This is a genomic window from Streptomyces sp. C1-1 (assembly GCF_050214755.1).
Lineage (GTDB): Bacteria > Actinomycetota > Actinomycetes > Streptomycetales > Streptomycetaceae > Streptomyces.
Map to the genome: position 1 here is coordinate 3146631 of NZ_CP189826.1, position 24420 is coordinate 3171050.

The window sequence follows — 24420 nt, forward strand, 5'->3', positions numbered from 1 at the left end:
CTTAGAAAGGAGGTGATCCAGCCGCACCTTCCGGTACGGCTACCTTGTTACGACTTCGTCCCAATCGCCAGTCCCACCTTCGACAGCTCCCTCCCACAAGGGGTTGGGCCACCGGCTTCGGGTGTTACCGACTTTCGTGACGTGACGGGCGGTGTGTACAAGGCCCGGGAACGTATTCACCGCAGCAATGCTGATCTGCGATTACTAGCGACTCCGACTTCATGGGGTCGAGTTGCAGACCCCAATCCGAACTGAGACCGGCTTTTTGAGATTCGCTCCACCTCACGGTATCGCAGCTCATTGTACCGGCCATTGTAGCACGTGTGCAGCCCAAGACATAAGGGGCATGATGACTTGACGTCGTCCCCACCTTCCTCCGAGTTGACCCCGGCGGTCTCCCGTGAGTCCCCAGCACCACAAGGGCCTGCTGGCAACACGGGACAAGGGTTGCGCTCGTTGCGGGACTTAACCCAACATCTCACGACACGAGCTGACGACAGCCATGCACCACCTGTACACCGACCACAAGGGGGCGCCCATCTCTGGACGTTTCCGGTGTATGTCAAGCCTTGGTAAGGTTCTTCGCGTTGCGTCGAATTAAGCCACATGCTCCGCCGCTTGTGCGGGCCCCCGTCAATTCCTTTGAGTTTTAGCCTTGCGGCCGTACTCCCCAGGCGGGGAACTTAATGCGTTAGCTGCGGCACCGACGACGTGGAATGTCGCCAACACCTAGTTCCCACCGTTTACGGCGTGGACTACCAGGGTATCTAATCCTGTTCGCTCCCCACGCTTTCGCTCCTCAGCGTCAGTAATGGCCCAGAGATCCGCCTTCGCCACCGGTGTTCCTCCTGATATCTGCGCATTTCACCGCTACACCAGGAATTCCGATCTCCCCTACCACACTCTAGCTAGCCCGTATCGACTGCAGACCCGAGGTTAAGCCTCGGGCTTTCACAATCGACGTGACAAGCCGCCTACGAGCTCTTTACGCCCAATAATTCCGGACAACGCTTGCGCCCTACGTATTACCGCGGCTGCTGGCACGTAGTTAGCCGGCGCTTCTTCTGCAGGTACCGTCACTTTCGCTTCTTCCCTGCTGAAAGAGGTTTACAACCCGAAGGCCGTCATCCCTCACGCGGCGTCGCTGCATCAGGCTTTCGCCCATTGTGCAATATTCCCCACTGCTGCCTCCCGTAGGAGTCTGGGCCGTGTCTCAGTCCCAGTGTGGCCGGTCGCCCTCTCAGGCCGGCTACCCGTCGTCGCCTTGGTGAGCCATTACCTCACCAACAAGCTGATAGGCCGCGGGCTCATCCTTCACCGCCGGAGCTTTTAACCCTCACAGATGCCTGCGAGAGTGTTATCCGGTATTAGACCCCGTTTCCAGGGCTTGTCCCAGAGTGAAGGGCAGATTGCCCACGTGTTACTCACCCGTTCGCCACTAATCCCCACCGAAGTGGTTCATCGTTCGACTTGCATGTGTTAAGCACGCCGCCAGCGTTCGTCCTGAGCCAGGATCAAACTCTCCGTGAATGTTTTCCCGTAATCGGGATGAACACCACGAGAGCGGAACAGTCGAGCGGAATAGGCCCGACCGTTCACAGCGTCCTCGCTGTGTTTTCTTCAAAGGAACCTCGCCACCAGGAAATCCCGGTGTCGGGGTATCAACATATCTGGCGTTGACTTTTGGCACGCTGTTGAGTTCTCAAGGAACGGTCGCTTCCTTTGTACTCACCCTCTCGGGCTTTCCTCCGGGCGCTTCCCTTCGGTCTTGCGTTTCCGACTCTATCAGATCTTTTTCCGATCCGATTTCCTCGGTGCTTTCCAGGTTCCCGCTTTTGTTTCGCGGTTTCCTTTCCGGCGGATCCGACTTTATCAGAAGTTCTGAGTCGGTTTTCCCGCCCCTCCGGGTCTGCTCCGGACACACGAAGCGTCCGGGTTCCCTTGCTGGCGGAGCCGTAAACGTACTGGAGCGGGGCGCCCGGATGCAAATCGAGGCGCCCCGCTCCCAGTTCGTACCGGACGAGGTGTCAGACCTCCACCACGACCGGCAGGATCATCGGCCTGCGTCGATACGTGTCGGAGACCCACTTGCCGAGGGTCCGGCGGATGAGTTGCTGCAGCTGGTGCGGCTCCACCACGCCGTCCTGGGCCGAGCGTTCGAGGACTTCGGCGATCTTCGGGATCACCGCGCCGAAGGCCGAGTCCTCGATGCCCGAGCCACGGGCCTGGATGTGCGGACCGCCCGTGATCTTGCCGGTGGAGGAGTCCACGACGACGAAGACCGAGATGATGCCCTCGTCGCCCAGGATCTTCCGGTCCTTCAGGGCCGGCTCGCCCACGTCACCGACGGACAGGCCGTCGACGTAGACGTAACCCGCCTGGACCTTGCCCGAGATCTTGGCCTTGCCTTCGACGAGGTCGACGACGACGCCGTCCTCGGCGATGACGATCCGGTCGTGCGGGACGCCGGTGAGCGCGCCCAGCTCGGCGTTGGCCCGAAGGTGGCGCCATTCGCCGTGCACCGGCATCAGGTTCTTCGGGCGGCAGATGTTGTAGAAGTACAGGAGCTCGCCGGCGGACGCGTGGCCCGAGACGTGCACCTTGGCGTTGCCCTTGTGGACGACGTTGGCGCCCCAGCGGGTCAGGCCGTTGATCACGCGGTAGACCGCGTTCTCGTTGCCCGGGATCAGCGAGGAGGCGAGGATCACGGTGTCGCCGTCGACGATCCGGATCTGGTGGTCGCGGTTGGCCATCCTCGACAGCGCCGCCATCGGTTCGCCCTGCGAGCCCGTGCAGACCAGGACCACTTCGCTGTCCGGGAGGTCGTCGAGCGTCTTGACGTCGACCACCAGGCCCGGCGGGACCTTCAGATAGCCGAGGTCCCGCGCGATGCCCATGTTGCGGACCATCGAGCGTCCGACGAAGGCCACCCTGCGGCCGTACTCGTGGGCCGCGTCCAGGATCTGCTGGATGCGGTGGACGTGGCTGGCGAAGCTCGCCACGATGATCCGCTTGCGGGCGCTGCCGAAGACCTGGCGCAGGACGTTGGAGATGTCCCGCTCGGGCGGGACGAAGCCCGGCACCTCGGCATTCGTCGAGTCGGCGAGCAGGAGGTCGATGCCCTCCTCGCTCAGCCGGGCGAACGCATGCAGGTCCGTGAGGCGGTTGTCCAGCGGGAGCTGGTCCATCTTGAAGTCGCCGGTGTGGACGACCATGCCCGCCGGGGTGCGGATGGCGACCGCGAGGGCGTCCGGGATGGAGTGGTTGACCGCCACGAACTCGCAGTCGAAGGGGCCGACCCGTTCGCGGTTCCCTTCCGCCACCTCGAGGGTGTACGGGCGGATGCGGTGCTCCTGGAGCTTGGCCTCGATGAGCGCGAGGGTCAGCTTGGAGCCGATCAGCGGGATGTCCGGCTTCTCCCGGAGGAGGAAGGGGACACCGCCGATGTGGTCCTCGTGGCCGTGGGTGAGGACGATGCCCTCAATATCGTCGAGGCGGTCCCTGATGGACGAGAAGTCCGGCAGGATCAGGTCGATTCCGGGCTGCTCCTCCTCGGGGAAGAGCACGCCGCAGTCGACGATCAGCAGGCGGCCACCGTACTCGAAGACCGTCATGTTCCGGCCGATCTCGCCGAGGCCGCCGAGCGGGGTGACCCGTAGGCCGCCCTCGGGAAGCGGCGGGGGCGAGCCGAGTTCAGGATGCGGATGACTCAAAAGACTCTCCTCACCACGCGCGCCACGTACCGGTAGGCACGTGGCGCGCATGACGTTCGTGCGTGTAGCAGTTGTCGTTGTGGAGTGCAGGCGCGCGGTGGCCCTGCCTATTCAGTTGTGAAGCCCGGTGGTGCCAAGTCTGGTGTTAGAGCTGTACCCCGCCCGCGGCAAGATCGATCTTGAGCTGCTCGATCTCTTCCGGCGTGCACTCGACCATCGGTGCGCGCAGGGGGCCCGCCGGGAGGCCCTGGAGGGTGAGGGCGGCCTTCGTCGTCATGACGCCCTGGGTGCGGAACATACCCGTGTAGACGGGGAGCAGCTTCTGGTGGATCTCGGTGGCCTTCTGTACGTCGCCCGAGACGAAGGCGTCCACGAGGGCGCGCAGGTCGGGGGTGACGACGTGGCCGACGACCGAGACGAAGCCGACCGCGCCCACGGAGAGCAGCGGGAGGTTCAGCATGTCGTCGCCGGAGTACCAGGCGAGGCCGGAGCGCGCGATGGCCCAGCTGGCGCGGCCGAGGTCGCCCTTGGCGTCCTTGTTGGCGACGATGCGCGGGTGCTCGGCGAGACGGACGAGCGTCTCGGTGTTGATCGGGACCCCGCTGCGGCCCGGGATGTCGTAGAGCATGACCGGCAGCTCGGCGGCGTCGGCGACGGCCGTGAAGTGCCGGTAGAGGCCCTCCTGCGGGGGCTTGTTGTAGTACGGGGTGACGACCAGAAGGCCGTGGGCTCCGACGCGCTGGGCCTCGCGGGCCAGCTCGATGCTGTGGTGGGTGTCGTTCGTGCCGACGCCGGCGACCACGTGGGCCCGGTCGCCGACGGCCTCGAGGACCGCCCGTACGAGGTCCGATTTCTCCGCATCGCTGGTGGTGGGGGACTCGCCGGTGGTGCCGTTGATGATCAGGCCGTCGTTGCCTGCGTCCACCAGATGAGCGGCGAGCCGCTGCGCGCCGTCGAGGTCGAGTGCGCCGTCCGCCGTGAAGGGCGTGACCATGGCGGTGAGGACCCGCCCGAAGGGGGTCTGCGGAGTCGAGGTCGGAGCCATGGGGAACACGCTACTCGGTGCTCAATGCGAGGTCTGCCCTTGGGGTGCGGGATAAGTCAGGACAAATGCGGAGCCCGGTACTGCCTGCTCGGGGGTTCAAGCAGTACCGGGTCCGTTTGATCAGGCTAGATGAACTTCTCCAAAAGCCGCAATACGGACACCTCTGAGCGCGGTCCGTACAGATGTCCCAGCCCGAGGGGGTGACCTGTCCTTGTGCCTACGATGAGACCCCATCCCGAAGCGGCCCGACCGCTGCCCGCCCCGCCGCCAGAAGCGGGGGTGCCGGCGTGGGAGGGTTACCCCCCTCTGCCCCGTTTTTGAACTGGAGTGATCACATGCACGCGGTCGAACCACAGGTGCATCTCATCGGTCGCCCCGCCCTCGACTACGACGAGATCGCGGCGTACCTGAAGGATGTCGGTGGGGAGAAGTGGCTGGAGCGCATCGACCGCGGTGAGCTGGACGACGCACAGAACCTCGCGGAGTTCGCCGGCCGCATCTGCTATCGCTCCTGGGAGCCCGGACTCAACCCCAACGTGACGCGCATCCGCGCGGACCAGGAGAAGTACCTGCAGAACATCCTGGCCAGCGCCCACGGATCGGTTCTCGAGCACGTCACGTTCAACTTCATCCTGCACAACGTCAGCCGCGTGGCCACCCACGAACTGGTGCGCCACCGGGCGGGTGTGGCGGTGTCCCAGGAGTCCCTGCGCTTCGTGCGGCTGGACGATCTGCCGTTCTGGTTCCCCGAATGGGCGCAGCAGGACGCGGAGTTGATGTCCCGCGCCAACGGGCTCCTGAAGGAGATGGAGGCCTTCCAGCGTTGGATGGCGGACCACTTCGGGCTGGACGAGGAGGGGGTGCCCTTCTCCGAGAAGAAGGCGAAGACCTCCTTCATGCGACGCTTCGCGCCCGAAGGGCTGGGCACCGGCCTGGTCTGGAGCGCGAACGTGCGCACCCTGCGCCATGTGATCGAGAACCGTACGGCGGCCGGGGCGGAGGAGGAGATCCGTCTCATCTTCGGCAAGGTGGGCGAGCTGATGATGAAGGAGGCTCCGGCGCTCTTCGGTGACTACACCGTCGAGGACGGAGCCTGGGTCCCGGGCTGGCGGAAGGTCTGACACCTCCGCCCTCCCCTTGAGCGCTTCCGAGGTGGTCGGGTTGCTCCCCGCGTGGTCGCGGGAGGCGACCCACCACCTTTTCACGGCATACGTCGGCGAATTTCTGTGAATTCGGCGCAAGCGGGCACCTTTTGGGGCACTCGACCGTCTCTGTAGACGACAGTCACACGTTCGACCCCCGCATCCGTGTCAGAAGGAGGCGCACCACCATGTTCCGTCGGCGCGAACCCGTTCCGTTCGCCTTCGTCGCCGAGGCCGACAGGTTCCGCAGCAACGTCACTCCCCCGCCCCGTCAACGGGCGTCCGCCGGTCAGATGGCCGGGCGCTGGCTGTTGGCGCTGACCATCGTCGCCGGGCTGGTGGGCTCGCTGGTCCTCGGGATGCCGGCCCTGTCCGTGAACACCTCCACGCCGACTCAGCAGTCACAGGCGTCCCAGGGGCGCTGACTCCATCCGGACCCCCGAAGGTGGTGAGCGGGGACACAGGCGGATAGCCTCACCGGGCACAGCCCACGCATGGAGCGAGTGAGGACCAGCCGTGCCCCTGCCCTTCCTGACGGCCGACCGTGCTTTCGAGACCGCCGATGACGTCGCGCTGCCGTTCGACGACCGTGACCGCTGGCGGCGCCCGTACCGCCCGGGGCCGTGGCGCGTCGGCACGGCGGCGCTCTGTCTGCTGCTCGCCTCGTTCGTGCTGTTCGCGGCGGTCCTCATCGGCCTCACGGGCTCGGTGTCCGAGGCCGGAGTGATCCTCGGCATCGCGCTGGTCGTCATCGTCGGCGCGCTGCGGCTGCTGCGCATGGGCGTGTGGGTGAGCCCGCGCGGCCTGCGCCACGTCCGCTACTTCGGCACGCGTACGACGCCCTGGGGGCAGGTCGCCGCCGTGCGGACGGTGCAGCAGCCGGTGCGCTGGCTGGGGCTGCCGCGCACGGTGCAGGGACAGGCGCTGATCCTCGTACGAGCCGACCGGGGCGCCCAGGGCGTTCCGTTGCTGATGACCACGCACAACGCGGACTTCCTGGCCCGGACGGGCTCCTTCGACCGGGCGGCGGACACCATCGAGGCCTGGGCGGCGGAGAACCGGCGGGCCTGACACCGGCAGACGCACGCCGAAGGGGCCGGTCCGCACACACTGCGGACCGGCCCCTTCGGCGTGCGTCTGCGCTAGGCCTCGATCGTCCTGCCGTCGTGCAGGGCGATCGCCCGCTGCATCGCCTTGCGGGCCCGCGGGGTGTCGCGGGCGTCGTGGTAGGCGACGGCGAGGCGGAACCAGCTGCGCCAGTCGTCGGGGGCCGCCTCCGTCTCGGCCTTGCGTTTGGCGAAGACCTCGTCCGCCGAGTCACGGTCGATCCGGCCGCCGGGCGTACGCCGCAACTCGTCGACGGGCAGGCCGCCTTCGGCGTCGAGTTCGGCGGCGAGGGCATTGGCCCTGCGGACGAACCGGGTGTTCTTCCACAGGAACCACAGGCCGATCACCGGCAGGATCAGCACCGCGACGCCGAAGGTGACGGTCACGGCCGTGCCGGCCTGGATGAGCATGACGCCGCGGCTGCCGACCAGGACGAAGTAGAACACCAGGACGGCGGCCGTTATGACGTAGGAGATCTTCGCGCGCATGACGTCAGGAGCTCAGTTCAGATCGAGGAAGTGTTCCAGGCCGAAGGTCAGGCCGGGAGTGGACACCACGCGGCGGACGCCGAGCAGGATGCCGGGCATGAAGCTGCTGTGGTGCAGGGAGTCGTGACGGATCGTCAGGGTCTCGCCCTCGCCGCCCAGCAGGACCTCCTGATGGGCGAGCAGTCCGCGCAGGCGGACGGAGTGGACCGGGATACCGTCGACGTCGGCGCCGCGCGCGCCTTCCAGGCCGGTCTGGGTGGCGTCCGGCGCCGGGGCCGTGCCGGCCTGCGCGCGGGCCTCGGCGATGAGCTGGGCGGTGCGCGTGGCGGTGCCCGAGGGGGCGTCGACCTTCTTGGGATGGTGCAGCTCGACGACCTCGACGGACTCGAAGTACGGCGCCGCGATCTGCGCGAACTTCATGTTCAGCACGGCCCCGATGGAGAAGTTGGGCGCGATGAGGACGCCCGTCTCCGGGGAGGCGGCCAGCCAGGTCCTCAGCTGCGCGAGGCGCTCGTCGGTCCAGCCCGTCGTGCCGACCACCGCGTGGATGCCATGCCCCAGGCAGTACTCGAGGTTGGCCATGACCGAGTCGGGGGTGGTCAGTTCGACGGCGACCTGGGCACCGGTCTCGGCGAGGGCCTCCAGCTTGTCGCCCCGGCCGAGGGCGGCGACCAGCTCCAGGTCCTCGGCCGCCTCGACGGCCCGGACCGCCTCCGAGCCGATCCGGCCCTTGGCACCGAGGACCGCCACGCGCAGCTTGCTCATCTCTTTCGCTTCCTCACGCAGTTACCGAAGACGGATTTCAGGCCACGGCCTCTTGCAGCCGGGACGCCTGCTTGTCCTTGAGCGGGCCGATGACCGACAGCGACGGCCGCTGTCCCAGGATGTCGCGGGCGACCGAGCGGACGTCGTCCGGGGTCACCGACGCTATCCGGGCCAGCATGTCGTCGACCGACATCTGCTCGCCCCAGCACAGCTCGCTCTTGCCGATGCGGTTCATCAGCGCGCCCGTGTCCTCCAGGCCCAGGACCGTCGAACCGCGAAGCTGGCCGATGGCCCGGCCGATCTCGTCGTCGGACAGACCGTGCTCGGCGACGTGGTCGAGCTCGTCGCGGCAGATCTTCAGCACGTCGTGGACCTGCGAGGGCCTGCAGCCGGCGTAGACGCCGAACAGGCCGCAGTCGGCGAAGCCCGAGGTGTACGAGTACACGCTGTAGGCCAGGCCGCGCTTCTCCCGGACCTCCTGGAACAGGCGGGAGGACATGCCTCCGCCCAGCGCCGTGTTCAGCACGCCGAGCGCCCAGCGGCGGTCGTCGGTGCGGGCCAGACCCGGCATGCCCAGGACCACGTGGGCCTGCTCCGTCTTGCGGCCGAGCAGTTCGACGCGGCCCGCGGTGCGCAGGGCGCGCCGGCCGTCGCGCGGGGCGATGGGGGCGGCGTCCGTGTTCCTGAAGGCGCCGGCCTTCTCGAAGGCGGCCCGGACCTGTCGTACGACCTTGTTGTGGTCGATGTTGCCGGCGGCCGCGACCACGAGGTGGGTCGGGTCGTAGTGCTTCCGGTAGAAGCGGCGGATGCGGTCCGCTGTGAGGGCGTTGACCGTGTCGACCGTGCCGAGGACCGGGCGGCCGAGGGGGTTGTCGCCGAACATCGTGTGCGCGAACAGGTCGTGCACGCAGTCGCCCGGGTCGTCCTCGGTCATGGCGATCTCTTCGAGGATCGCGCCGCGCTCGACGTTGACGTCCTCCTCGCGGATCAGGGAGCCGGTCAGCATGTCGCAGACGACGTCTATGGCGAGCGGCAGGTCGGCGTCGAGCACGCGCGCGTAGTAGCACGTGTACTCCTTCGCCGTGAACGCGTTCATCTCGCCGCCGACCGCGTCGAGGGCGGCGGAGATGTCCAGGGCCGACCGGCGCTGCGTCCCCTTGAAGAGGAGGTGCTCCAGGTAGTGCGTGGCGCCGTTCAGGGACGGCGTCTCGTCGCGGGAGCCCACGTGCGCCCAGATGCCGAAGGTCGCGGAGCGGACCGAGGGCAGGGTCTCGGTGACGATGCGCAGGCCACCCGGGAGGGTGGTCTTGCGGACCGTGCCGATGCCGTTCTCGCCCTTGATCAGGGTTTGGGTACGGGCGACGGCCCGCGCCTCCGAAGAGGTGCGGGCCGTCACCGTGGCGCTGCTCGACGTCACTTGTCGGTGTCGTCCTTCGTCTCTGCGTCGTCTTCGCCCTCGATCACGGGGACGAGCGAGAGCTTGCCGCGGGAGTCGATCTCGGCGATCTCGACCTGGACCTTCTGGCCCACCCCGAGGACGTCCTCGACGTTCTCCACGCGCTTGCCGCCGGCCAGCTTGCGGATCTGCGAGATGTGCAGCAGACCGTCCTTGCCCGGCAGGAGGGAGACGAAGGCGCCGAACGTCGTCGTCTTCACGACCGTGCCCAGGTAGCGCTCGCCGACCTCGGGCATCGTCGGGTTGGCGATGCCGTTGATGGTCGTACGGGCGGCCTCGGCGGACGGGCCGTCGGCGGCACCGATGTAGATGGTGCCGTCGTCCTCGATGGTGATCTCGGCGCCGGTGTCCTCCTGGATCTGGTTGATCATCTTGCCCTTGGGGCCGATGACCTCGCCGATCTTGTCCACGGGGATCTTCACGGTGATGATCCGCGGGGCGTTGGGGGACATCTCGTCCGGCGTGTCGATCGCTTCCATCATCACGTCGAGGATGTGGAGGCGGGCGTCACGGGCCTGCTTCAGGGCGGCGGCCAGGACCGAGGCCGGGATGCCGTCCAGCTTGGTGTCGAGCTGGAGCGCGGTCACGAACTCCTTGGTGCCGGCGACCTTGAAGTCCATGTCACCGAAGGCGTCCTCCGCACCGAGGATGTCGGTGAGGGTGACGTAGTGCGTCTCGCCGTCGATCTCCTGGGAGATCAGGCCCATGGCGATACCGGCGACGGGGGCCTTCAGCGGCACACCGGCGTTCAGCAGCGACATGGTGGAGGCGCAGACCGAGCCCATGGACGTCGAGCCGTTGGAGCTCAGCGCCTCGGAGACCTGGCGGATCGCGTAGGGGAACTCCTCGCGGGTCGGCAGGACCGGCACCAGGGCGCGCTCGGCGAGGGCGCCGTGGCCGATCTCGCGGCGCTTGGGGGAGCCGACGCGGCCGGTCTCGCCGGTGGAGTACGGCGGGAAGTTGTAGTTGTGCATGTAGCGCTTGCGGGTCACCGGCGAGAGGGTGTCCAGCTGCTGCTCCATACGGAGCATGTTGAGGGTGGTGACGCCCAGGATCTGGGTCTCGCCACGCTCGAACACCGCGGAACCGTGCACGCGCGGGATGGCCTCGACCTCGGCGGCCAGGGTGCGGATGTCGGTGACACCGCGGCCGTCGATGCGCTTCTTCTCCTTGATGACGCGCTCACGGACCAGGGTCTTGGTCAGCGAGCGGTACGCGGCGGAGATCTCCTTCTCGCGGCCCTCGAACTCCGGCAGGAGCTTCTCGGCGGCGAGCGCCTTGACGCGGTCCAGCTCGGCCTCGCGCTCCTGCTTGCCGGCGATGGTCAGCGCGGAGGCGAGCTCCGGCTTGACGGCGGCGGTGAGGGCCTCGAGGACGTCGTCCTGGTAGTCCAGGAAGATCGGGAACTCGCCGACCGGCTTGGCGGCCTTGGCGGCGAGGTCGGACTGCGCCTTGCACAACACCTTGATGAAGGGCTTCGCGGCCTCGAGACCGGCGGCGACGACCTCCTCGGTGGGGGCCTCGGCGCCGCCCTTGACCAGCTGGATGGTCTTGTCGGTGGCCTCGGCCTCGACCATCATGATCGCGACGTCGCCGTCCTCCAGGGTGCGGCCCGCGACGACCATGTCGAAGACGGCGTCCTCGAGCTCGGTGTGCGTCGGGAAGGCCACCCACTGGCCGTTGATCAGCGCGACGCGGACGCCGCCGATCGGGCCGGAGAAGGGCAGACCGGCCAGCTGCGTGGACGCGGAGGCGGCGTTGATCGCCACGACGTCGTACAGGTGGTCGGGGTTGAGGGCCATGATCGTGCAGACGACCTGGATCTCGTTGCGCAGGCCCTTCTTGAAGGACGGGCGCAGCGGGCGGTCGATCAGACGGCAGGTGAGGATGGCGTCCTCGGAGGGACGGCCCTCACGGCGGAAGAAGCTGCCGGGGATCTTGCCGGCGGCGTACATCCGCTCCTCGACGTCCACCGTGAGGGGGAAGAAGTCGAGCTGGTCCTTGGGGTTCTTGGAGGCGGTGGTGGCCGACAGCACCATGGTGTCGTCGTCCAGGTAGGCCACGGCGGAGCCGGCGGCCTGCTTGGCCAGGCGGCCCGTCTCGAAGCGGATGGTGCGGGTGCCGAAGGAGCCGTTGTCGATGACGGCCTCGGCGTAGTGGGTCTCGTTCTCCACTAGCGTTTTCTCCGTTACTTTTCGTCTTTTGTCCCGTCCGCCCGTGTGGCGGTGGGACGTGAGCGGAGAAGCGCTCCTTCTGGTGCGGGCCGGTCTTCGATCGAAGCACCCGGGGTTCGCATCGCCCGGGGGCCACTACCGAGGACCGGCGGCGGCGAGGTGCACTTCTCCTCGTGGTGCCGCGTGTGCGGCACTGCGTTGTGCTACCACACTACAAAGTGGGTGTGATACCGCGCACGTTTCCGTACGTACGGCAAAGGTTTCCGCACGTACGGCAAAGGGAGCGATCCCCGATCGTTTCGGGAACCGCTCCCTTCGTCATGTCTTACTTGGCGCCCGCAGCACCGCGGCGGATGCCGAGGCGGTCGACCAGCGTACGGAAGCGCTGGATGTCCTTCTTGGCGAGGTACTGCAGCAGGCGGCGGCGCTGACCGACCAGGATCAGCAGACCACGACGGGAGTGGTGGTCGTGCTTGTGGGTCTTGAGGTGCTCGGTCAGGTCCGAGATGCGGCGCGAGAGCATGGCGACCTGGACCTCGGGGGAGCCGGTGTCGCCCTCCTTCTGGCCGAACTCGGTGATGATCTGCTTCTTCGTAGCGGCGTCGAGCGACACTCGTACTCCTCGTGATCTGTGGTTGCCGCCGAGTGCCCCTGGTCTGCTACTCAGGGGAGCTTCCGTGACTCGGGAGGCGGGGACCCGTTGGGCGCAGTCTCCGGACGAACCGGGGACGCGTACACAAACGGCCGTTACACAGCGTACCAGGCGGCCGGGGCCGCTTTCGCCGCGGTCCTATCGCACCGCCATGCTCTCGACGCCGAGGACGAGGTAGACCCATCGTGGCTGCCCCTTGGCCGGTCCGTCGACCTTCTTGACGCCGAAGAAGATGCGGCCGTCCTGGACGACGATGTCGTTGTACTCCGTCGTCGTCATGAAGTCGGCCTCCTGGGGGAGGTCGAAGTAGAGGTACGGGGTCTCCGCACCGGTCCGCGGGTTCAGGGCGACCAGTCCCGTGGGCATGACGTGCTGGTCGGTCACGCGGACGGCGAGGAGTGCGTCGCCGCTCATCCGTACGGGGTACAGCAGCGAGCCGGGGCCGGACTCGAACTTTCTGGTGGTCTTTCCGGTCGCCAGGTCGAAGCCGATGATCCAGTTGGAGTTGATCAGCTCACCCGAGTCCTTGCTGCGCAGGAAGACCTGGCCGGCCCCGACGGCGATGGTCGGGCAGTCCTCGGTGGACAGGTAGTCGTCGTACGAGCACTCGCCCACGTAGGTGCCGTTCTGGAGGCGGATCACGGCCCGGGTCCCGCCCCTGGCGTCGAGGGAGAGCATCTCGGAGATGCCGATCTCGCCGGCCTGGACGGCGAGGACGGGCGGTTCGGCGGAGGGGATGTCGAGATCACGGATGCCCTTGGCGGCGGAGTACGTCCACAGCGTCTCGCCGGTCTTCGGGTTCACCTTGCGTGCCTTGTAGGTGGTGGCGTCCGTGGAGTCGGCGGGTGCCTTGTCGTTCCAGCACTGCTCGCGCACGAGCAGTGCGCCTCCGCCCGCGGCGCCCATGTCCTGGCAGGCGCCGGTCGCCGTCGTCTCCCACGCGCGCGTGCCGTCCTTCATGCGGTACGCGTCCGTGCCGCCGCCCCAGGTCACGACGACCGTGCCGTGGACGAGGGTCACGCTCGGGGTGTCCTGTTCGTCGCCGCCGGTCGCCATGCCGTGGCCGTCGCCGAGCTGGGAGACCGGGAAGTCGGCGTCCCAGATCTCCCGGCCGTCGTCGAGGTCGAAGAAGGCCACGTGGTTGCAGAAGGCGTTGCCGCGGTCGTTGGCCCGGAACAGGACGGCCGTGCGGTTGTCGCCGGTGACGCGGCGGGTGTAGCCGCAGATCGGGCCGTCGAGGGGAAGTTTCCACTTCTCGTCGCCGGGTGAGGCGTCGTCGCCGATGCGCAGGCCGACGACCGTCTTGTTGATGCCCTTGGCGAGGATTTCGTCCGTGGCCCACATGCCGGGGAGCTCGTAGTGCTCACCGGGGCTCATGTCGTCCACGGAGAAACGGAAGGCCATCTTTCCGGTGGGGTTCACGGGCTTCTTCTCGACGGTCTCCCGGACGTCGAGGGGGCCATGTGCGGCGGTCGGGGCGCCCGAGGTCTTCGTACCGTCCGTGCCGGTGCCCCACAGGTACCAGCCGCCCGTGCCGAGGGCGGCGACCAGGACGAGCGCGAGCAGGGCCGGCGGCCACCTGGGGCGGCGCTTCGCGGCGGGGGGCTGTGCGGGCGGGGCGGGGGGCGTGTACATCGATGGCGGCGGGCCGAAGCTCACGCGAGGGTCCCTTTCGTATGGACGGCCTTCCGGTGACGGCCTTCCGCCGGCGGAGCGTTTCTGCGACGGGGGCTTGGATTCCGGTCAGGCGGAAACGGAGACGCCCCACACTCCGGGAGCGGAGCGTGGGGCGGTTCGGCTGTCGTCCCGGGCGGACGACGGGGCTTTCGGCGCACGCCCTACACGCCGCCGCGGACCTTGCCGTAGATGTCGAGGACGGCCAGGCAGACCGGCACCAGCGACAGCAGGACCAGCGAGTCCGCGAGGTCGAGCATGCGGCCCCAGAAGGGGGACAGGCCCTTCTGCGGGACGATCAGGGCGATCGCGATCAGCAGCAGCACACCGACCGCGACCGAGGCGCCGAGCCACAGGGTCCGTACGTTGACCGGGCCGGAGTTGCCCTGGAGCATGTCCATGATGATGCCGGCCGGCGGCGAGATCGCGAGGCCGAGGACCAGCAGGGCGAGCGTGACGACGCCGGCCACGAACAGGCAGGTGACCTGGGCGGTGTAGCGGAACAGACGGGCCCGCAGCATCGCGGCCAGGCCGGTGCACAGGGCGAGCAGCTGGGCCCAGCCGGAGTCGCTGAAGCCGAGCACCGCGCCGCCCGCGCCGACGACGACCGCGGCGCAGCCGCCCACCAGGCCGAGCAGCAGCTCGTGGCCGCGGCTGGTCTGGGCGACGATGCGCTGGACGTCGACGGCCTCGAGGTCGCCCTCGCGGCCCTCGCGCCGGGCGCGGGCCAGGTCCTCGGGGTTGCGGAAGCCGATCGGGAGCTTGGCGAACCGGGCCGACCAGCCGGGCAGGAATCCGACGACGGCCAGGGCGACGACGGCGGTGCCGGCGGCGATCTCGCGCGGCGCGGCGTCGGTGAGCACCCCGGCGAACACGGCGAGCGTGCCGATCGCGGAGGCCAGCGCGGCGGCCACGAACGGCGCGTCGCCCTGCGGCAGCAGCATGATCAGCACGACGGAGAAGAGCAGTACGGCGACACAGCCGACGAGGAACTGGATCCGGCCCGGCCCCTCGTGCGCGTCCTGGGGGATGACGCCGGAGCCCGCGATGAGCGCGTGCGGCAGCGCCGAGATGCCGAGCGCGACAGCGGCGCCCCGGTCGTCGTACACCCGTGCGCGGACGCCGGCGAGTGCCGTCAGGGCGAGCGCGGTGACGCCGGCGAGGACGCCCCGCAGGCCGTGCATGTCGTGGCGGATCGGGTCGGCGAACCAGAAGACGAAGCCGAGCATGACCAGCAGCAGCGATCCGGCGACCAGGCCGGCGACCCGCATCAGGTTGTCGTTCCAGCTGCGGGTGTCCTGCTTGACCGCGGCGGCGATCGCGTCGACCACGTCGTCGTGCACGGCCGGCGGCAGCGAGTCGGCGAACGTGCGCAGCAGCAGCACGTCGCCGTCGCGGACGCGGTGCTCCAGCAACGAACGGCTCGCGTCGAGCACTTGGCCCTCACGCGTCACGAGGTGGTAGCCGGCGAGACTCGTGTCCGACTGGACCAGGCCGGAGAGCCTGACGATCTCAGGGAAGAGGTCCTGGATCGGAAGGTCCTCGGGCAGCGCCACATCGACCCGACTGTCCGGCGCTGCGATGGTGATTCGGCAGAAACCTGTCGAAGTCCCCGTGCTCACCTGGTGATCCCCCTGCTAGACAACTTCTAGACGACTGCCAGACGCGACTGCCGGACGACTGCCGAAGTCGCGTCCTCGCGTCGCTCGTACGACGCGGAGCGCCACCCTATCCGTTGTCGCACCCACGACAGGCCCTGCCTCCCTCATTCCTCCCAGGACCTGCGCCGCATCTCCATGCGCCTGGCTCCCTCGGTCACCTTGGCCATCAGTAGGATCGTCGCCTACGCGAACGACGCCTGCGCGAACAAGAACGTCGCGGTACACGGGGGCGTCGGTGCCAGGACGTATCAATCGCGAAGGATGAGTGCATCGGTGAGCGTCGTCATCATCAAACGACCACCGCGGACAGTGCCCCCGGCCGTGCCCGAGGGCGAGGTGAGGCTCGAGACGCCGCCCGAGCTGCCCCGCGAGGGCGACGAGAGCATGCTGATGAACCTGCTGCCCATGATGGGCATGCTGGGTTCCGTCGGTTTCTTCTTCATGCCCAACCTGCCCTCGTACATGAGGGTGGTGGGCGGGCTGATGCTGGCCTCCACGCTGGCCATGGCCATCGCCCAGTACGCCAAGTCCCGGCAGGGCGGCGGCGCGGGGATGGCGCAGGACCGGCGTGACTACTTCCGCTATCTGGAGCAGGTCCGCAAGGACGTGCACAAGACCGCAGAACTTCAGCGGCACAGCCAGTTGTTCCAGCACCCCGAGCCGGACCAGCTGTGGGCGGTGGCCGCCGACGGCAAGCGGCTGTGGGAACGTCGCCCGACCGACGCGGACTTCGCCTCCGTACGGATCGGCCGCGGCGTGCAGCAGCTCAACACCCCGCTCGTCGCGCCGGACACGGCGCCCAAGGAGGAACTGGAGCCGCTGACGGCGGCGGCCATGAAGGCGTTCCTCGACGCGCACGGCTCGCTCAACGACCTGCCCGTCTCCGTGTCGCTGCGCGCCTTCTACCACGTGACGGTATGCGGCGAGAGGGACACGGTGTACGCCAACGCCCGTGCCACGCTCGCCCAGTTGGCGTCGCTGCACTCGCCCGAGGACCTGATGGTCGCGGTGGTGGCGCACCCCTCCGCGGCGGCCGACTGGGACTGGATCAAGTGGCTGCCGCACAGCCAGCACCCGAAGGCCAAGGACGGCGCGGGCTCGGCCCGGCTGCTCTTCGACGACCTCGGTGAGCTGGAGGAGGCGCTGGCCGACCAGCTGGACGACCGTCCGCGCTGGAACCGGGACGCCAACCCGGTCTACGACCAGCCGCACCTGATCGTCATCCTCGACGGCGGCACCGTACCCCCGGACTCCGAACTCGCCAGCGCCGAGGGCCTGCAGGGCGTCACCTTCCTGGAGATCGCCCCGGGCGAGTTGGAGGAGGAGCTGCGGGCCGGCCTCACGATCTTCGTGAAGCCGGAGCGGATGCGCCTGTTCGTCGGCCACGAGTCGGCGTACACGGGCAGACCGGACGTGCTCAGCCCCGAGCAGGCGGAGTCCCTGGCCCGGCAGCTCGCGCCCTTCCGGGTCGGTTCGGCCGAGGAGGGCGAACCGCTGCTGTCCAACCTGGACTTCACCGACCTCATGGGCATCGGCGACGCCGGTTCCGTCGACGTCTCGCGCACCTGGCGGCCGCGCACGCTGCACGAGCGGCTGCGTGTGCCGATCGGTGTCGGCGAGAACGGCGAGCCGGTCATGCTGGACCTCAAGGAGGCCTCCCAGGAGGGCATGGGCCCGCACGGCCTGTGCGTCGGCGCCACCGGTTCCGGCAAGTCGGAGCTGCTGCGCACGCTGGTGCTCGGCCTCGCGGTGACGCACTCCTCGGAGACGCTGAACTTCATCCTCGCGGACTTCAAGGGCGGTGCGACGTTCGCCGGTATGGCGGACATGCCGCACACCGCGGCCGTCATCACCAACCTCGCCGACGACCTCACCCTCGTCGACCGCATGCGGGACGCGATCACCGGTGAGATGCAGCGCCGCCAGGAACTGCTGCGCACCGCGGGCAACTACGCCAACCTGCACGACTACGAGAAGGCCCGGGCCGCCGGCGCCGCCCTCGAACCGATGGCGTCGCTGGTGATCGTGCTCGACGAGTTCTCCGAACTCCTCACCGCCAAGCCGGACTTCATCGACATGTTCATCCAGATCGGCCGTATCGGCCGTTCGCTGGGTGTGCACCTGCTGCTGGCCTCGCAGCGCCTGGAGGAGGGCAAGCTGCGCGGCCTGGACACCTATCTGTCGTACCGGATCGGTCTGCGCACCTTCTCCGCCGCCGAGTCCCGTACGGCGATCGGCGTCCCGGACGCCTACCACCTGCCGTCGATCCCCGGTTCCGGTTACCTGCGCTACGACACCGACACCATGGTCCGCTTCAAGGCGGCGTACGTGTCGGGCGCGTACCACGGCGAGGGTCCCTCCCGGGTGCACCGCTCGACGCAGCTGCGGCCCGCGCTGTTCACGGCGGAGCACGTGGCGCTGCCGCCGCAGCCGGTGGTCGAGGAGCCGGAGGCCGACAACCGCGTCGACGACGCGCTCGCCGACACCGTCCTGGACGTCATCGTCGGCAAGATGGTCAACCAGGGTCCGCCCGCCCATCAGGTGTGGCTGCCCCCGCTGGACGAGGCGCCCTCGCTGGAGCAGCTGCTGCCGCAGCTCGCCGTCACCCAGGACCGCGGCCTGACCGCGCCCGACTACACGGCGCTCGGCCGGCTGAACGTGCCGGTCGGCCTGGTGGACAAGCCGTTCGAGCAGCGGCGCGACGTGCTGTACCGGGACTTCTCCGGCGGCGCCGGTCACGGTCTGTTCGTCGGCGGCCCGCAGTCCGGCAAGTCGACGCTGCTGCGCTCGCTCATCGCGTCGTTCTCCCTCACCCACACCCCGGCCGAAGTGCAGTTCTACTGCCTGGACTTCGGCGGTGGCGGTCTGATCGCGATGGAGGAGCTGGCGCACGTCGGCGGCGTCGCGAACCGGCTGGACGCCGAGAAGGTGCGCCGTACCGTCAGCGAGGTCGAGGGCATCCTCAACGCGCGCGAGGAGTACTTCCGCACCAACAACATCGACTCCGTCCAGACCTACCGTCAGCGGCGGGCCGCAGGGCATCTGCCGGACCAGCCCTGGGGTGACGTCTTCCTCGTCATCGACGGCTGGGCCACCTTCAAGACGGACTACGAGCTGCTGGAGTCCACGGTCACCGAGATCGCCACGCGCGGCCTCGGCTTCGGCGTGCACGTCATTCTGACCGCGTCCCGCTACACCGAGGTGCGGCCCGCGCTCAAGGACATGCTGCAGAACCGCATCGAGCTGCGGCTCGGCGACCCGACGGAGTCGGAGATCGACCGCAAGGTCGCGCAGAACGTGCCCGCCGGCATCCCGGGCCGCGGTCTGACCCAGGACAAGCTGCACTTCATGACGGCGCTCCCCCGCGTCGACGGCTCCTCCTCGACCGAGGACCTGTCCGAGGCGACGCAGATCCTCATCCGCGGCGTCAACGACAACTGGCAGGGCAACCAGGCACCGGCCGTCCGGCTGCTGCCGACCATGCTGGCGGCGGACCGGCTGCCCAAGGGCTTCGAGCACCCGGACCGCGGTGTCGCCATCGGCATCGACGAGTCCTCGCTGTCGCCGGTGTTCGTCGACTTCGAGACCGACCCGCTGTTCATCGTGTTCGGTGAGAGCGAGTCCGGTAAGTCGGCGCTGCTGCGGATGCTGGTCAAGCAGATCACCGAGCGCTACACGCCGGACCGGGCGAAGATCGTCATGGGTGACTACCGGCGGGCCCACCTGGAGGGCGTGCCCGACTCGCACCTGTCGCGGTACTGCGCCTCGGCGCCCGCGCTGACCGAGACGCTGGAGGGCCTCGCCGGCTCGATGCACCGCCGGATGCCGGGCCCGGACGTCACGCCCGAGCAGCTGCGCAACCGCAGCTGGTACAGCAGCCCGGACGCGTTCGTCATCGTCGACGACTACGACCTGGTCGCGACCGGCGTGAACCCGCTGGCGCCGCTGCTCGAGTACCTGCCGTTCGCCCGTGACATCGGTCTGCGCATCATCATCGCGCGGTCCTCGGGCGGTGCGAGCCGGTCGCTGTACGAGCCGGTGATGCAGCGGATGCGTGAGCTCGGCGCCCAGGGCGTCGTGCTCTCCGGCGACCGTTCGGAGGGCCAGCTGCTCGGCAACATCACGGCCTCGCAACTCCCGCCCGGGCGCGGGTACTTCCACACGCGGCGGCGTGGTGGGCAGCTCATCCAGACGGGCTGGCTGCCGGCCCGGTTCTGAGCCTCGGCTGCCGAGCTCGGCACGGTCACGGGGGCGGTACCCGCACGGGTGCCGCCCCCTTGTGTCAGTGGCGGCCGCTATGGTGACGTTGCAAGAGAAAAGACGAGCCACGGGGGGCAGTTGTGTCGTCGGACTACATGGATTCCGATCCCCAGGTCCTCAAGACCGAGGGCTTCAACATGTTCACGGTCGGCCAGAACTTCTCGAAGGCCGTGACCGCCCTGCAGAACGGGCTGAGCGCGCAGGAGCAGGGCCAGACCCCGCCGTGGGGCGACGACGACATCGGCGAGAAGTTCGGCGTCGTCTACGAGGGCCTGCGCGACGGCATGTACCAGTCGATGGGCAGCCTCGCGGAACGGCTCGCGGGCATGGGCCTGGCCTTCACCAAGATGGGCGTCGCCCACGAACAGAACGAGGCCGACCAGGTCGACATCTGGCAGAAGACGACATCCGAGTACGACGGCCAGGTGAAGCTTCCGCCCGGTGCGGCGCAAGGCACGTTCACGAAGGTGGAAAACGCCTGATCCGCGGGCGGATGCGCGGCACCCGCCAGTAGGGTGAGCCGCGTACTTCGTTCGCGCGTGAGGAAGAGGGCCCCGCAGCATGGCCGAGACGGAAGAGCAGATCAAGGCGCGCAAGGAGCGGGAGCGGGACGAGCTGTACGCGCTCGACATCTCGGACGCCGAGTGGCACAGCGCGCCCGGCACCGAGGAGCACGAGGAGCGGGTCGAGATCGCCTACCTGCCCGGGGGCGCGGTGGCGATGCGGTCGTCCCTCGACCACGACACGGTCCTGCGGTACACCGAGGCGGAGTGGCGGGCGTTCGTGCTCGGGGCACGGGACGGGGAGTTCGATCTGGAGTCGGCGCCGGGGAATGGCGGGGTGGCGGCCGAGTAGACGGCCCGTGTCGTCCGCGGCTTGCCGGCCGCGCCCCTTCAGGGACGTGACCGGGCCGTCGGCCGCGACCGTCCCCGCCACCGCCCCCGCGCCCGGTGCCTAAGATCGACGTCGCATGTCGTATGAACATGGCATGTCTGGTGAAGAGGCATCCGTGACGGAGCCATCCGTGACGGATGCATCCGTGACGGCGGAGGACGGGGAAGCATGACCGGGGTCACCGAGGACTACGCACCGCACCCTCACATAGGCGGTCGGGTCGCAGCGCTGCGTGCGCTCGCCGCGTGGCGTACGGCCGCGCCCGGCGCTCCCCGTGTGGTCGTGCTGACCGGCCGCTCCGGCAGCGGGCGTTCCCGGCTGATCACCGGGTTCCTGATGCTGTGCGAACCGGACTACCGCAAGCGGCTGCCGCTGGAGGAGATGGACCCGTCGACGGTGCCCCCGGAGCTGCCGGCCCCCGCGGTGCCGGCCCCCGACGGGCTCACCGCTGCCCAGGTCCTCTGGCTGCTCGCCGAGCACTACGAACTGACCGCCACCAGCACCGAGGGCGTCTATGCCGAACTGGCCGCGCGCGCGGAACCGGTGACCGTCGTCGTGCCGGACGTCGACCGGGCCGGCCCGGTGCGGGCCGCGGACGAGCCCGCGCGGCTCGTCCGGGAAGTGCTCGCGCCCCTGGCCGCCACCGAGACGGTCCGTCTGCTGGCCGAGGTGCCCAGGCCGCTGGCCGCCGAACTGGCCGGGAGCCTGCCTCCCGGTGCGGTGCAGGTCATCGATCTCGACGAGCCTGAGTGGGCCGACCCCGAGGGTCTCGTGCTGCACGCCCAGGCCGCCCTCGACCCGGAGTTCGGGGCGCCCGAACTGCCCTTCACCGTCGATCCCGCCGCCCGGCTCGCCCTGGGAGCCGCCATCGGCCGACGGGCCGGAACCAGCCCGCTGGTCGTCCAACTCGCCGTCAACTGTGCCCTGATGGCCCCCGAGGGCTTCGACCCGGCCGACGAGCGTCATCTACCGACCTCGGTGGGCGAGGCCCTCGACCTGCACGCCCGCCGGCTGGGCGCCGATCCGCGGACGCTGCGGATGTTGCTGGCACCGCTCGCCCTGGCCGAGGCCGACGGCATCCCTGTCCAACTGTGGCCGCGGCTGGCGAGCGCGATCGCCGGACAGGACATGAGCCAGGCCTTCGCGGACGGAATGCTGCTCGTCGGGCCGTTCGTGCAGCCGGAGGAAGCCGGCGAGGACGGCGGGCGCACACTGGTGCGGCTGTTCCACCCGGCCGTCGGCGACGAGATCCGCGCCGGCCTGCCCAACGTCCGGGCCGCCCAGACCCAGGTCGCCATGGCTCTGCTGGAAGCCGTGCCGGACCAGGACTGGAGCAAGGCCGACCCGTACGTCCGCGACCACATCGCCGGGCACACCCTGGAGGCGGGCCTGCTGCCCCAACTCCTCACCGATCCGGGGCTGTTCGTCCATGCCGACCCGGTGTCGCTGCGCGCCGCCGTCGAGGCGGTCCCGGCCGGGGAACTCGGCGCTCCGGCCCGTACCTACCTGCGTACGGCACCGCTGCTCACGCGGACGCAGGCGGAGGTGGTGCTGCGCGCCGCCCTGCTGGAGACGGCGTTCGTGGAGGACGGCCTGCCCGAGTACGCCGACGCCGTCCACGGCCGGCTGGGCCTCGACCTGCCCTGGCGGACGTTGTGGAGCCTGCCGGTCACCGGAGTCCACGCCGTCACGGTCGGCAGCGCGCCCCGGCCCGAGGGGCCGCCGGTACCGGTCGCCGCCCTCGTCGTGCCGGCGGGGACGCCGGGGGCGTGGCTGGTCGGTGGGACTGCGGGGGCGCCGGAAGATGAGGCGGCCGGCGAGGCTGCGGGGACGCCGGCAGGGGAACCGGTCGGTGCGGCTGCGGGGACGCCGGAAGATGACGCGGCCGGCGAGGCTGCGGGGACGCCGGGAGGACAGCCGGCCGGCGAGTCCTCGGGCGCGGCCGGGGCGGCGGCGGTGCTGGTGCGCGGCCTCATGGGGGGAGAGGATCTCTCTGACGTCGATCCCGCCCGCATCCTGCGCCCCTCCGAGGAGGAGCGGGCCGCGGCACCGCTCGGTCTGAGCCGCGGCGCCGACTACCTGCGCGTCTGGGACCGCGCGAGCCAGGAAGTGGTGGCCGCGCTCATCTCCGACACCCCCTTCACCGCCGCCGACGTCTCCCCCGACGGCATCCTCCTCGTCGCGACCGAGCGCGGGGCGAAGGCCCTGCGGATCCGCCCGGCGGACCCGGCGATAGCCTCGTAGCGCACAGCGCCCACCACCGACCTCTCACGTTCGACCAGTCATCCCGAAGGAGCCTCCCCTTGAACAGCCAGGAGCAGGCGACGGCACAGGGCACGGCCGCGGCCCAGGGAGCCCGTCCGGTCACCGGCCCCGGCAACACCGCCGTCTTCACCTACGTCGACCCGGCGAACGGCGAGGAGACCACCCTCTTCCGCAACTCCGGCCCGGGCCTGCCCCCAGCCGAGTACCAGGCGTACGCGGAGCTGCGCCGGATGAACGTGCCCGCCGACAGCGTCCTCGCCGTCCACACCGACCTGCGCCCCAGCCTGCTCCCCGGCGGCTACACGTCCGAGCTGCTGAAGTCCTTCCCGAACGCCGAGCTCTCCTGCTCACAGCCCTACGGCTCCCGTCCCGAGGAGCGCACCGAGGGCGTCCAGGCACTGATCCAGCAGGTCGAGATGCTGCACCAGGTGGCGGGCCAGACGCCGCCGCCCCGCCCGCATCGCGTTCCCGTACCCGCCCAGGTGACGCCCGCGGAGCCGATGCGCGACGTGGCCCTCGGCCAGCACCTCGTCGAGGTGTTCGGCGAGACCGGCGTACGCCGCTACGCCGCCGACGACATCGCCGACAGCCCGCTGCCGGAGACCACGAAGTCCACCCTCACCTGGGCAGGGCTCCCGGCGGACGTCCCGCTCTTCTTCACCGCGGACCGGGCCGACAACCCGCCGCCCGGAGGCCTGTTCACCGACGTCGCCACGAACCTGCGCGAGCGGCAGAGCCCGGCTGGCGAGGAGAAGATCGCTGCCCTGGCGCACCTGGCCCGGATCGGCTTCGACGGGCTCGCGGTCATCGCCGTGCAGTGCCTGCCCGGTACGACGGAGCCGGACGGCCTCGGCGCGCTGTGGGCCGTGGACCCGGTCACCGCGGAGTGCCGTTACGTCAACGTCTCGGCCGCCGCCCTCGCCCGCTCCCTCGCGCTGCTCGCGACGGTACGGCAGCGGATGCGGGGGCTGGATCCGGTCGCGGCGGGCGCGGAAGTGGCGGTTCTGCAGGAGCACTTGGTGGCCCTGGACGCCTCCGCGCTGGCGAACGCCGAGACCTGGTGGTCTCTGATCGTCGAGCAGATGTGGCACGGGCTGTTCTGACCGGCCTCGAAATCCGCACTC

17 protein-coding genes and 1 rRNA gene are annotated in these 24420 nt (G+C 69.2%); 8 read left to right on the forward strand and 10 right to left on the reverse strand.

The window, feature by feature from the left end; genetic code table 11:
• Positions 1 to 5: 5 nt before the first annotated feature.
• The 3 genes from ACQF4J_RS14160 to dapA form a co-directional block, all read right to left on the reverse strand.
• A 16S ribosomal RNA gene (locus tag ACQF4J_RS14160) occupies positions 6 to 1530 on the reverse strand.
• A 497-nt stretch (positions 1531 to 2027) separates the two neighbouring features.
• Positions 2028 to 3713 (reverse strand): ribonuclease J, encoded by a 1686-nt coding sequence (locus tag ACQF4J_RS14165; protein WP_351585030.1) that lies wholly within the window; start codon positions 3711 to 3713, stop codon positions 2028 to 2030.
• Between the two features lie 145 nt (positions 3714 to 3858).
• Positions 3859 to 4758 carry a 4-hydroxy-tetrahydrodipicolinate synthase gene (dapA, locus tag ACQF4J_RS14170; protein WP_351585032.1) on the reverse strand — a complete coding sequence of 300 codons (900 nt, stop codon included), beginning with the start codon at positions 4756 to 4758 and terminating at the stop codon, positions 3859 to 3861.
• Positions 4759 to 5093: 335 nt separating this feature from the next.
• Here dapA and thyX point away from each other — a divergent pair, with 335 nt between their 5' ends.
• The 3 genes from thyX (at position 5094) to ACQF4J_RS14185 (ending at position 6971) form a co-directional block, all read left to right on the forward strand.
• Positions 5094 to 5879, forward strand: coding sequence for an FAD-dependent thymidylate synthase (gene thyX, locus ACQF4J_RS14175; protein WP_200705311.1), 786 nt, complete (start codon positions 5094 to 5096; stop codon positions 5877 to 5879).
• A gap of 209 nt (positions 5880 to 6088) precedes the next feature.
• Positions 6089 to 6325, forward strand: a complete 237-nt coding sequence (locus ACQF4J_RS14180; RefSeq protein ID WP_351585035.1) for a hypothetical protein — start codon at positions 6089 to 6091, stop codon at positions 6323 to 6325.
• 91 nt (positions 6326 to 6416) lie between these two features.
• Entirely contained in the window at positions 6417 to 6971 is a 555-nt protein-coding gene (locus ACQF4J_RS14185; protein ID WP_351585037.1) for a PH domain-containing protein, read from the forward strand.
• 71 nt (positions 6972 to 7042) lie between these two features.
• Here the strand turns inward: ACQF4J_RS14185 and ACQF4J_RS14190 are convergent, their stop codons facing one another.
• The 7 genes from ACQF4J_RS14190 to eccD all read right to left on the reverse strand — a co-directional run bounded on the left by ACQF4J_RS14190 (position 7043) and on the right by eccD (position 15838).
• Positions 7043 to 7495 (reverse strand): hypothetical protein, encoded by a 453-nt coding sequence (locus ACQF4J_RS14190; RefSeq protein ID WP_351578460.1) that lies wholly within the window; start codon positions 7493 to 7495, stop codon positions 7043 to 7045.
• A gap of 12 nt (positions 7496 to 7507) precedes the next feature.
• The gene (dapB, locus tag ACQF4J_RS14195; protein ID WP_427165735.1) at positions 7508 to 8260 is read right to left on the reverse strand and encodes a 4-hydroxy-tetrahydrodipicolinate reductase; all 753 of its coding nucleotides are present in this window, start codon (positions 8258 to 8260) and stop codon (positions 7508 to 7510) included.
• Positions 8261 to 8297: 37 nt separating this feature from the next.
• The gene (locus ACQF4J_RS14200; protein ID WP_351578454.1) at positions 8298 to 9677 is read right to left on the reverse strand and encodes a M16 family metallopeptidase; all 1380 of its coding nucleotides are present in this window, start codon (positions 9675 to 9677) and stop codon (positions 8298 to 8300) included.
• On the reverse strand, positions 9674 to 11890 hold the full coding sequence (locus ACQF4J_RS14205) for a polyribonucleotide nucleotidyltransferase (RefSeq protein ID WP_351578452.1): 2217 nt from the start codon (positions 11888 to 11890) through the stop codon (positions 9674 to 9676). The genes ACQF4J_RS14200 and ACQF4J_RS14205 overlap by 4 nt, the downstream gene beginning before the upstream one ends.
• 325 nt (positions 11891 to 12215) lie before the next feature.
• Complete coding sequence (gene rpsO / locus ACQF4J_RS14210) at positions 12216 to 12503, reverse strand: 30S ribosomal protein S15 (RefSeq protein ID WP_067301615.1); 288 nt, start codon at positions 12501 to 12503, stop codon at positions 12216 to 12218.
• A gap of 177 nt (positions 12504 to 12680) precedes the next feature.
• Positions 12681 to 14201 carry a PQQ-binding-like beta-propeller repeat protein gene (locus ACQF4J_RS14215; protein ID WP_427165736.1) on the reverse strand — a complete coding sequence of 507 codons (1521 nt, stop codon included), beginning with the start codon at positions 14199 to 14201 and terminating at the stop codon, positions 12681 to 12683.
• 179 nt (positions 14202 to 14380) lie between these two features.
• On the reverse strand, positions 14381 to 15838 hold the full coding sequence (gene eccD / locus ACQF4J_RS14220; RefSeq protein ID WP_385237525.1) for a type VII secretion integral membrane protein EccD: 1458 nt from the start codon (positions 15836 to 15838) through the stop codon (positions 14381 to 14383).
• 312 nt (positions 15839 to 16150) lie between these two features.
• Here eccD and eccCa point away from each other — a divergent pair, with 312 nt between their 5' ends.
• The 5 genes from eccCa to ACQF4J_RS14245 all read left to right on the forward strand — a co-directional run bounded on the left by eccCa (position 16151) and on the right by ACQF4J_RS14245 (position 24399).
• Entirely contained in the window at positions 16151 to 20095 is a 3945-nt protein-coding gene (eccCa, locus tag ACQF4J_RS14225) for a type VII secretion protein EccCa (protein WP_427165737.1), read from the forward strand.
• 137 nt (positions 20096 to 20232) lie between these two features.
• A complete protein-coding gene (locus ACQF4J_RS14230; protein ID WP_159104135.1) occupies positions 20233 to 20619 on the forward strand; it encodes a hypothetical protein in 387 nt (128 codons plus the stop codon).
• 79 nt (positions 20620 to 20698) lie between these two features.
• Entirely contained in the window at positions 20699 to 20992 is a 294-nt protein-coding gene (locus ACQF4J_RS14235; protein WP_351578439.1) for a DUF397 domain-containing protein, read from the forward strand.
• Positions 20993 to 21199: 207 nt separating this feature from the next.
• The gene (locus ACQF4J_RS14240) at positions 21200 to 23275 is read left to right on the forward strand and encodes an ATP-binding protein (protein ID WP_427165738.1); all 2076 of its coding nucleotides are present in this window, start codon (positions 21200 to 21202) and stop codon (positions 23273 to 23275) included.
• A gap of 59 nt (positions 23276 to 23334) precedes the next feature.
• Positions 23335 to 24399, forward strand: coding sequence for an SUKH-4 family immunity protein (locus ACQF4J_RS14245; RefSeq protein WP_351806068.1), 1065 nt, complete (start codon positions 23335 to 23337; stop codon positions 24397 to 24399).
• Positions 24400 to 24420 lie beyond the last annotated feature (21 nt).

Coding starts and splice junctions, on each gene's coding strand:
- dapA (WP_351585032.1), bottom strand. CDS start 4,758: ATGGCTCCGACCTCGACTCCGCAGACCCCCTTCGGGCGGGTCCTCACC.
- thyX (WP_200705311.1), top strand. CDS start 5,094: ATGCACGCGGTCGAACCACAGGTGCATCTCATCGGTCGCCCCGCCCTC.
- ACQF4J_RS14180 (WP_351585035.1), top strand. CDS start 6,089: ATGTTCCGTCGGCGCGAACCCGTTCCGTTCGCCTTCGTCGCCGAGGCC.
- ACQF4J_RS14190 (WP_351578460.1), bottom strand. CDS start 7,495: ATGCGCGCGAAGATCTCCTACGTCATAACGGCCGCCGTCCTGGTGTTC.
- dapB (WP_427165735.1), bottom strand. CDS start 8,260: ATGAGCAAGCTGCGCGTGGCGGTCCTCGGTGCCAAGGGCCGGATCGGC.
- ACQF4J_RS14230 (WP_159104135.1), top strand. CDS start 20,233: ATGGATTCCGATCCCCAGGTCCTCAAGACCGAGGGCTTCAACATGTTC.
- ACQF4J_RS14235 (WP_351578439.1), top strand. CDS start 20,699: ATGGCCGAGACGGAAGAGCAGATCAAGGCGCGCAAGGAGCGGGAGCGG.
- ACQF4J_RS14240 (WP_427165738.1), top strand. CDS start 21,200: ATGACCGGGGTCACCGAGGACTACGCACCGCACCCTCACATAGGCGGT.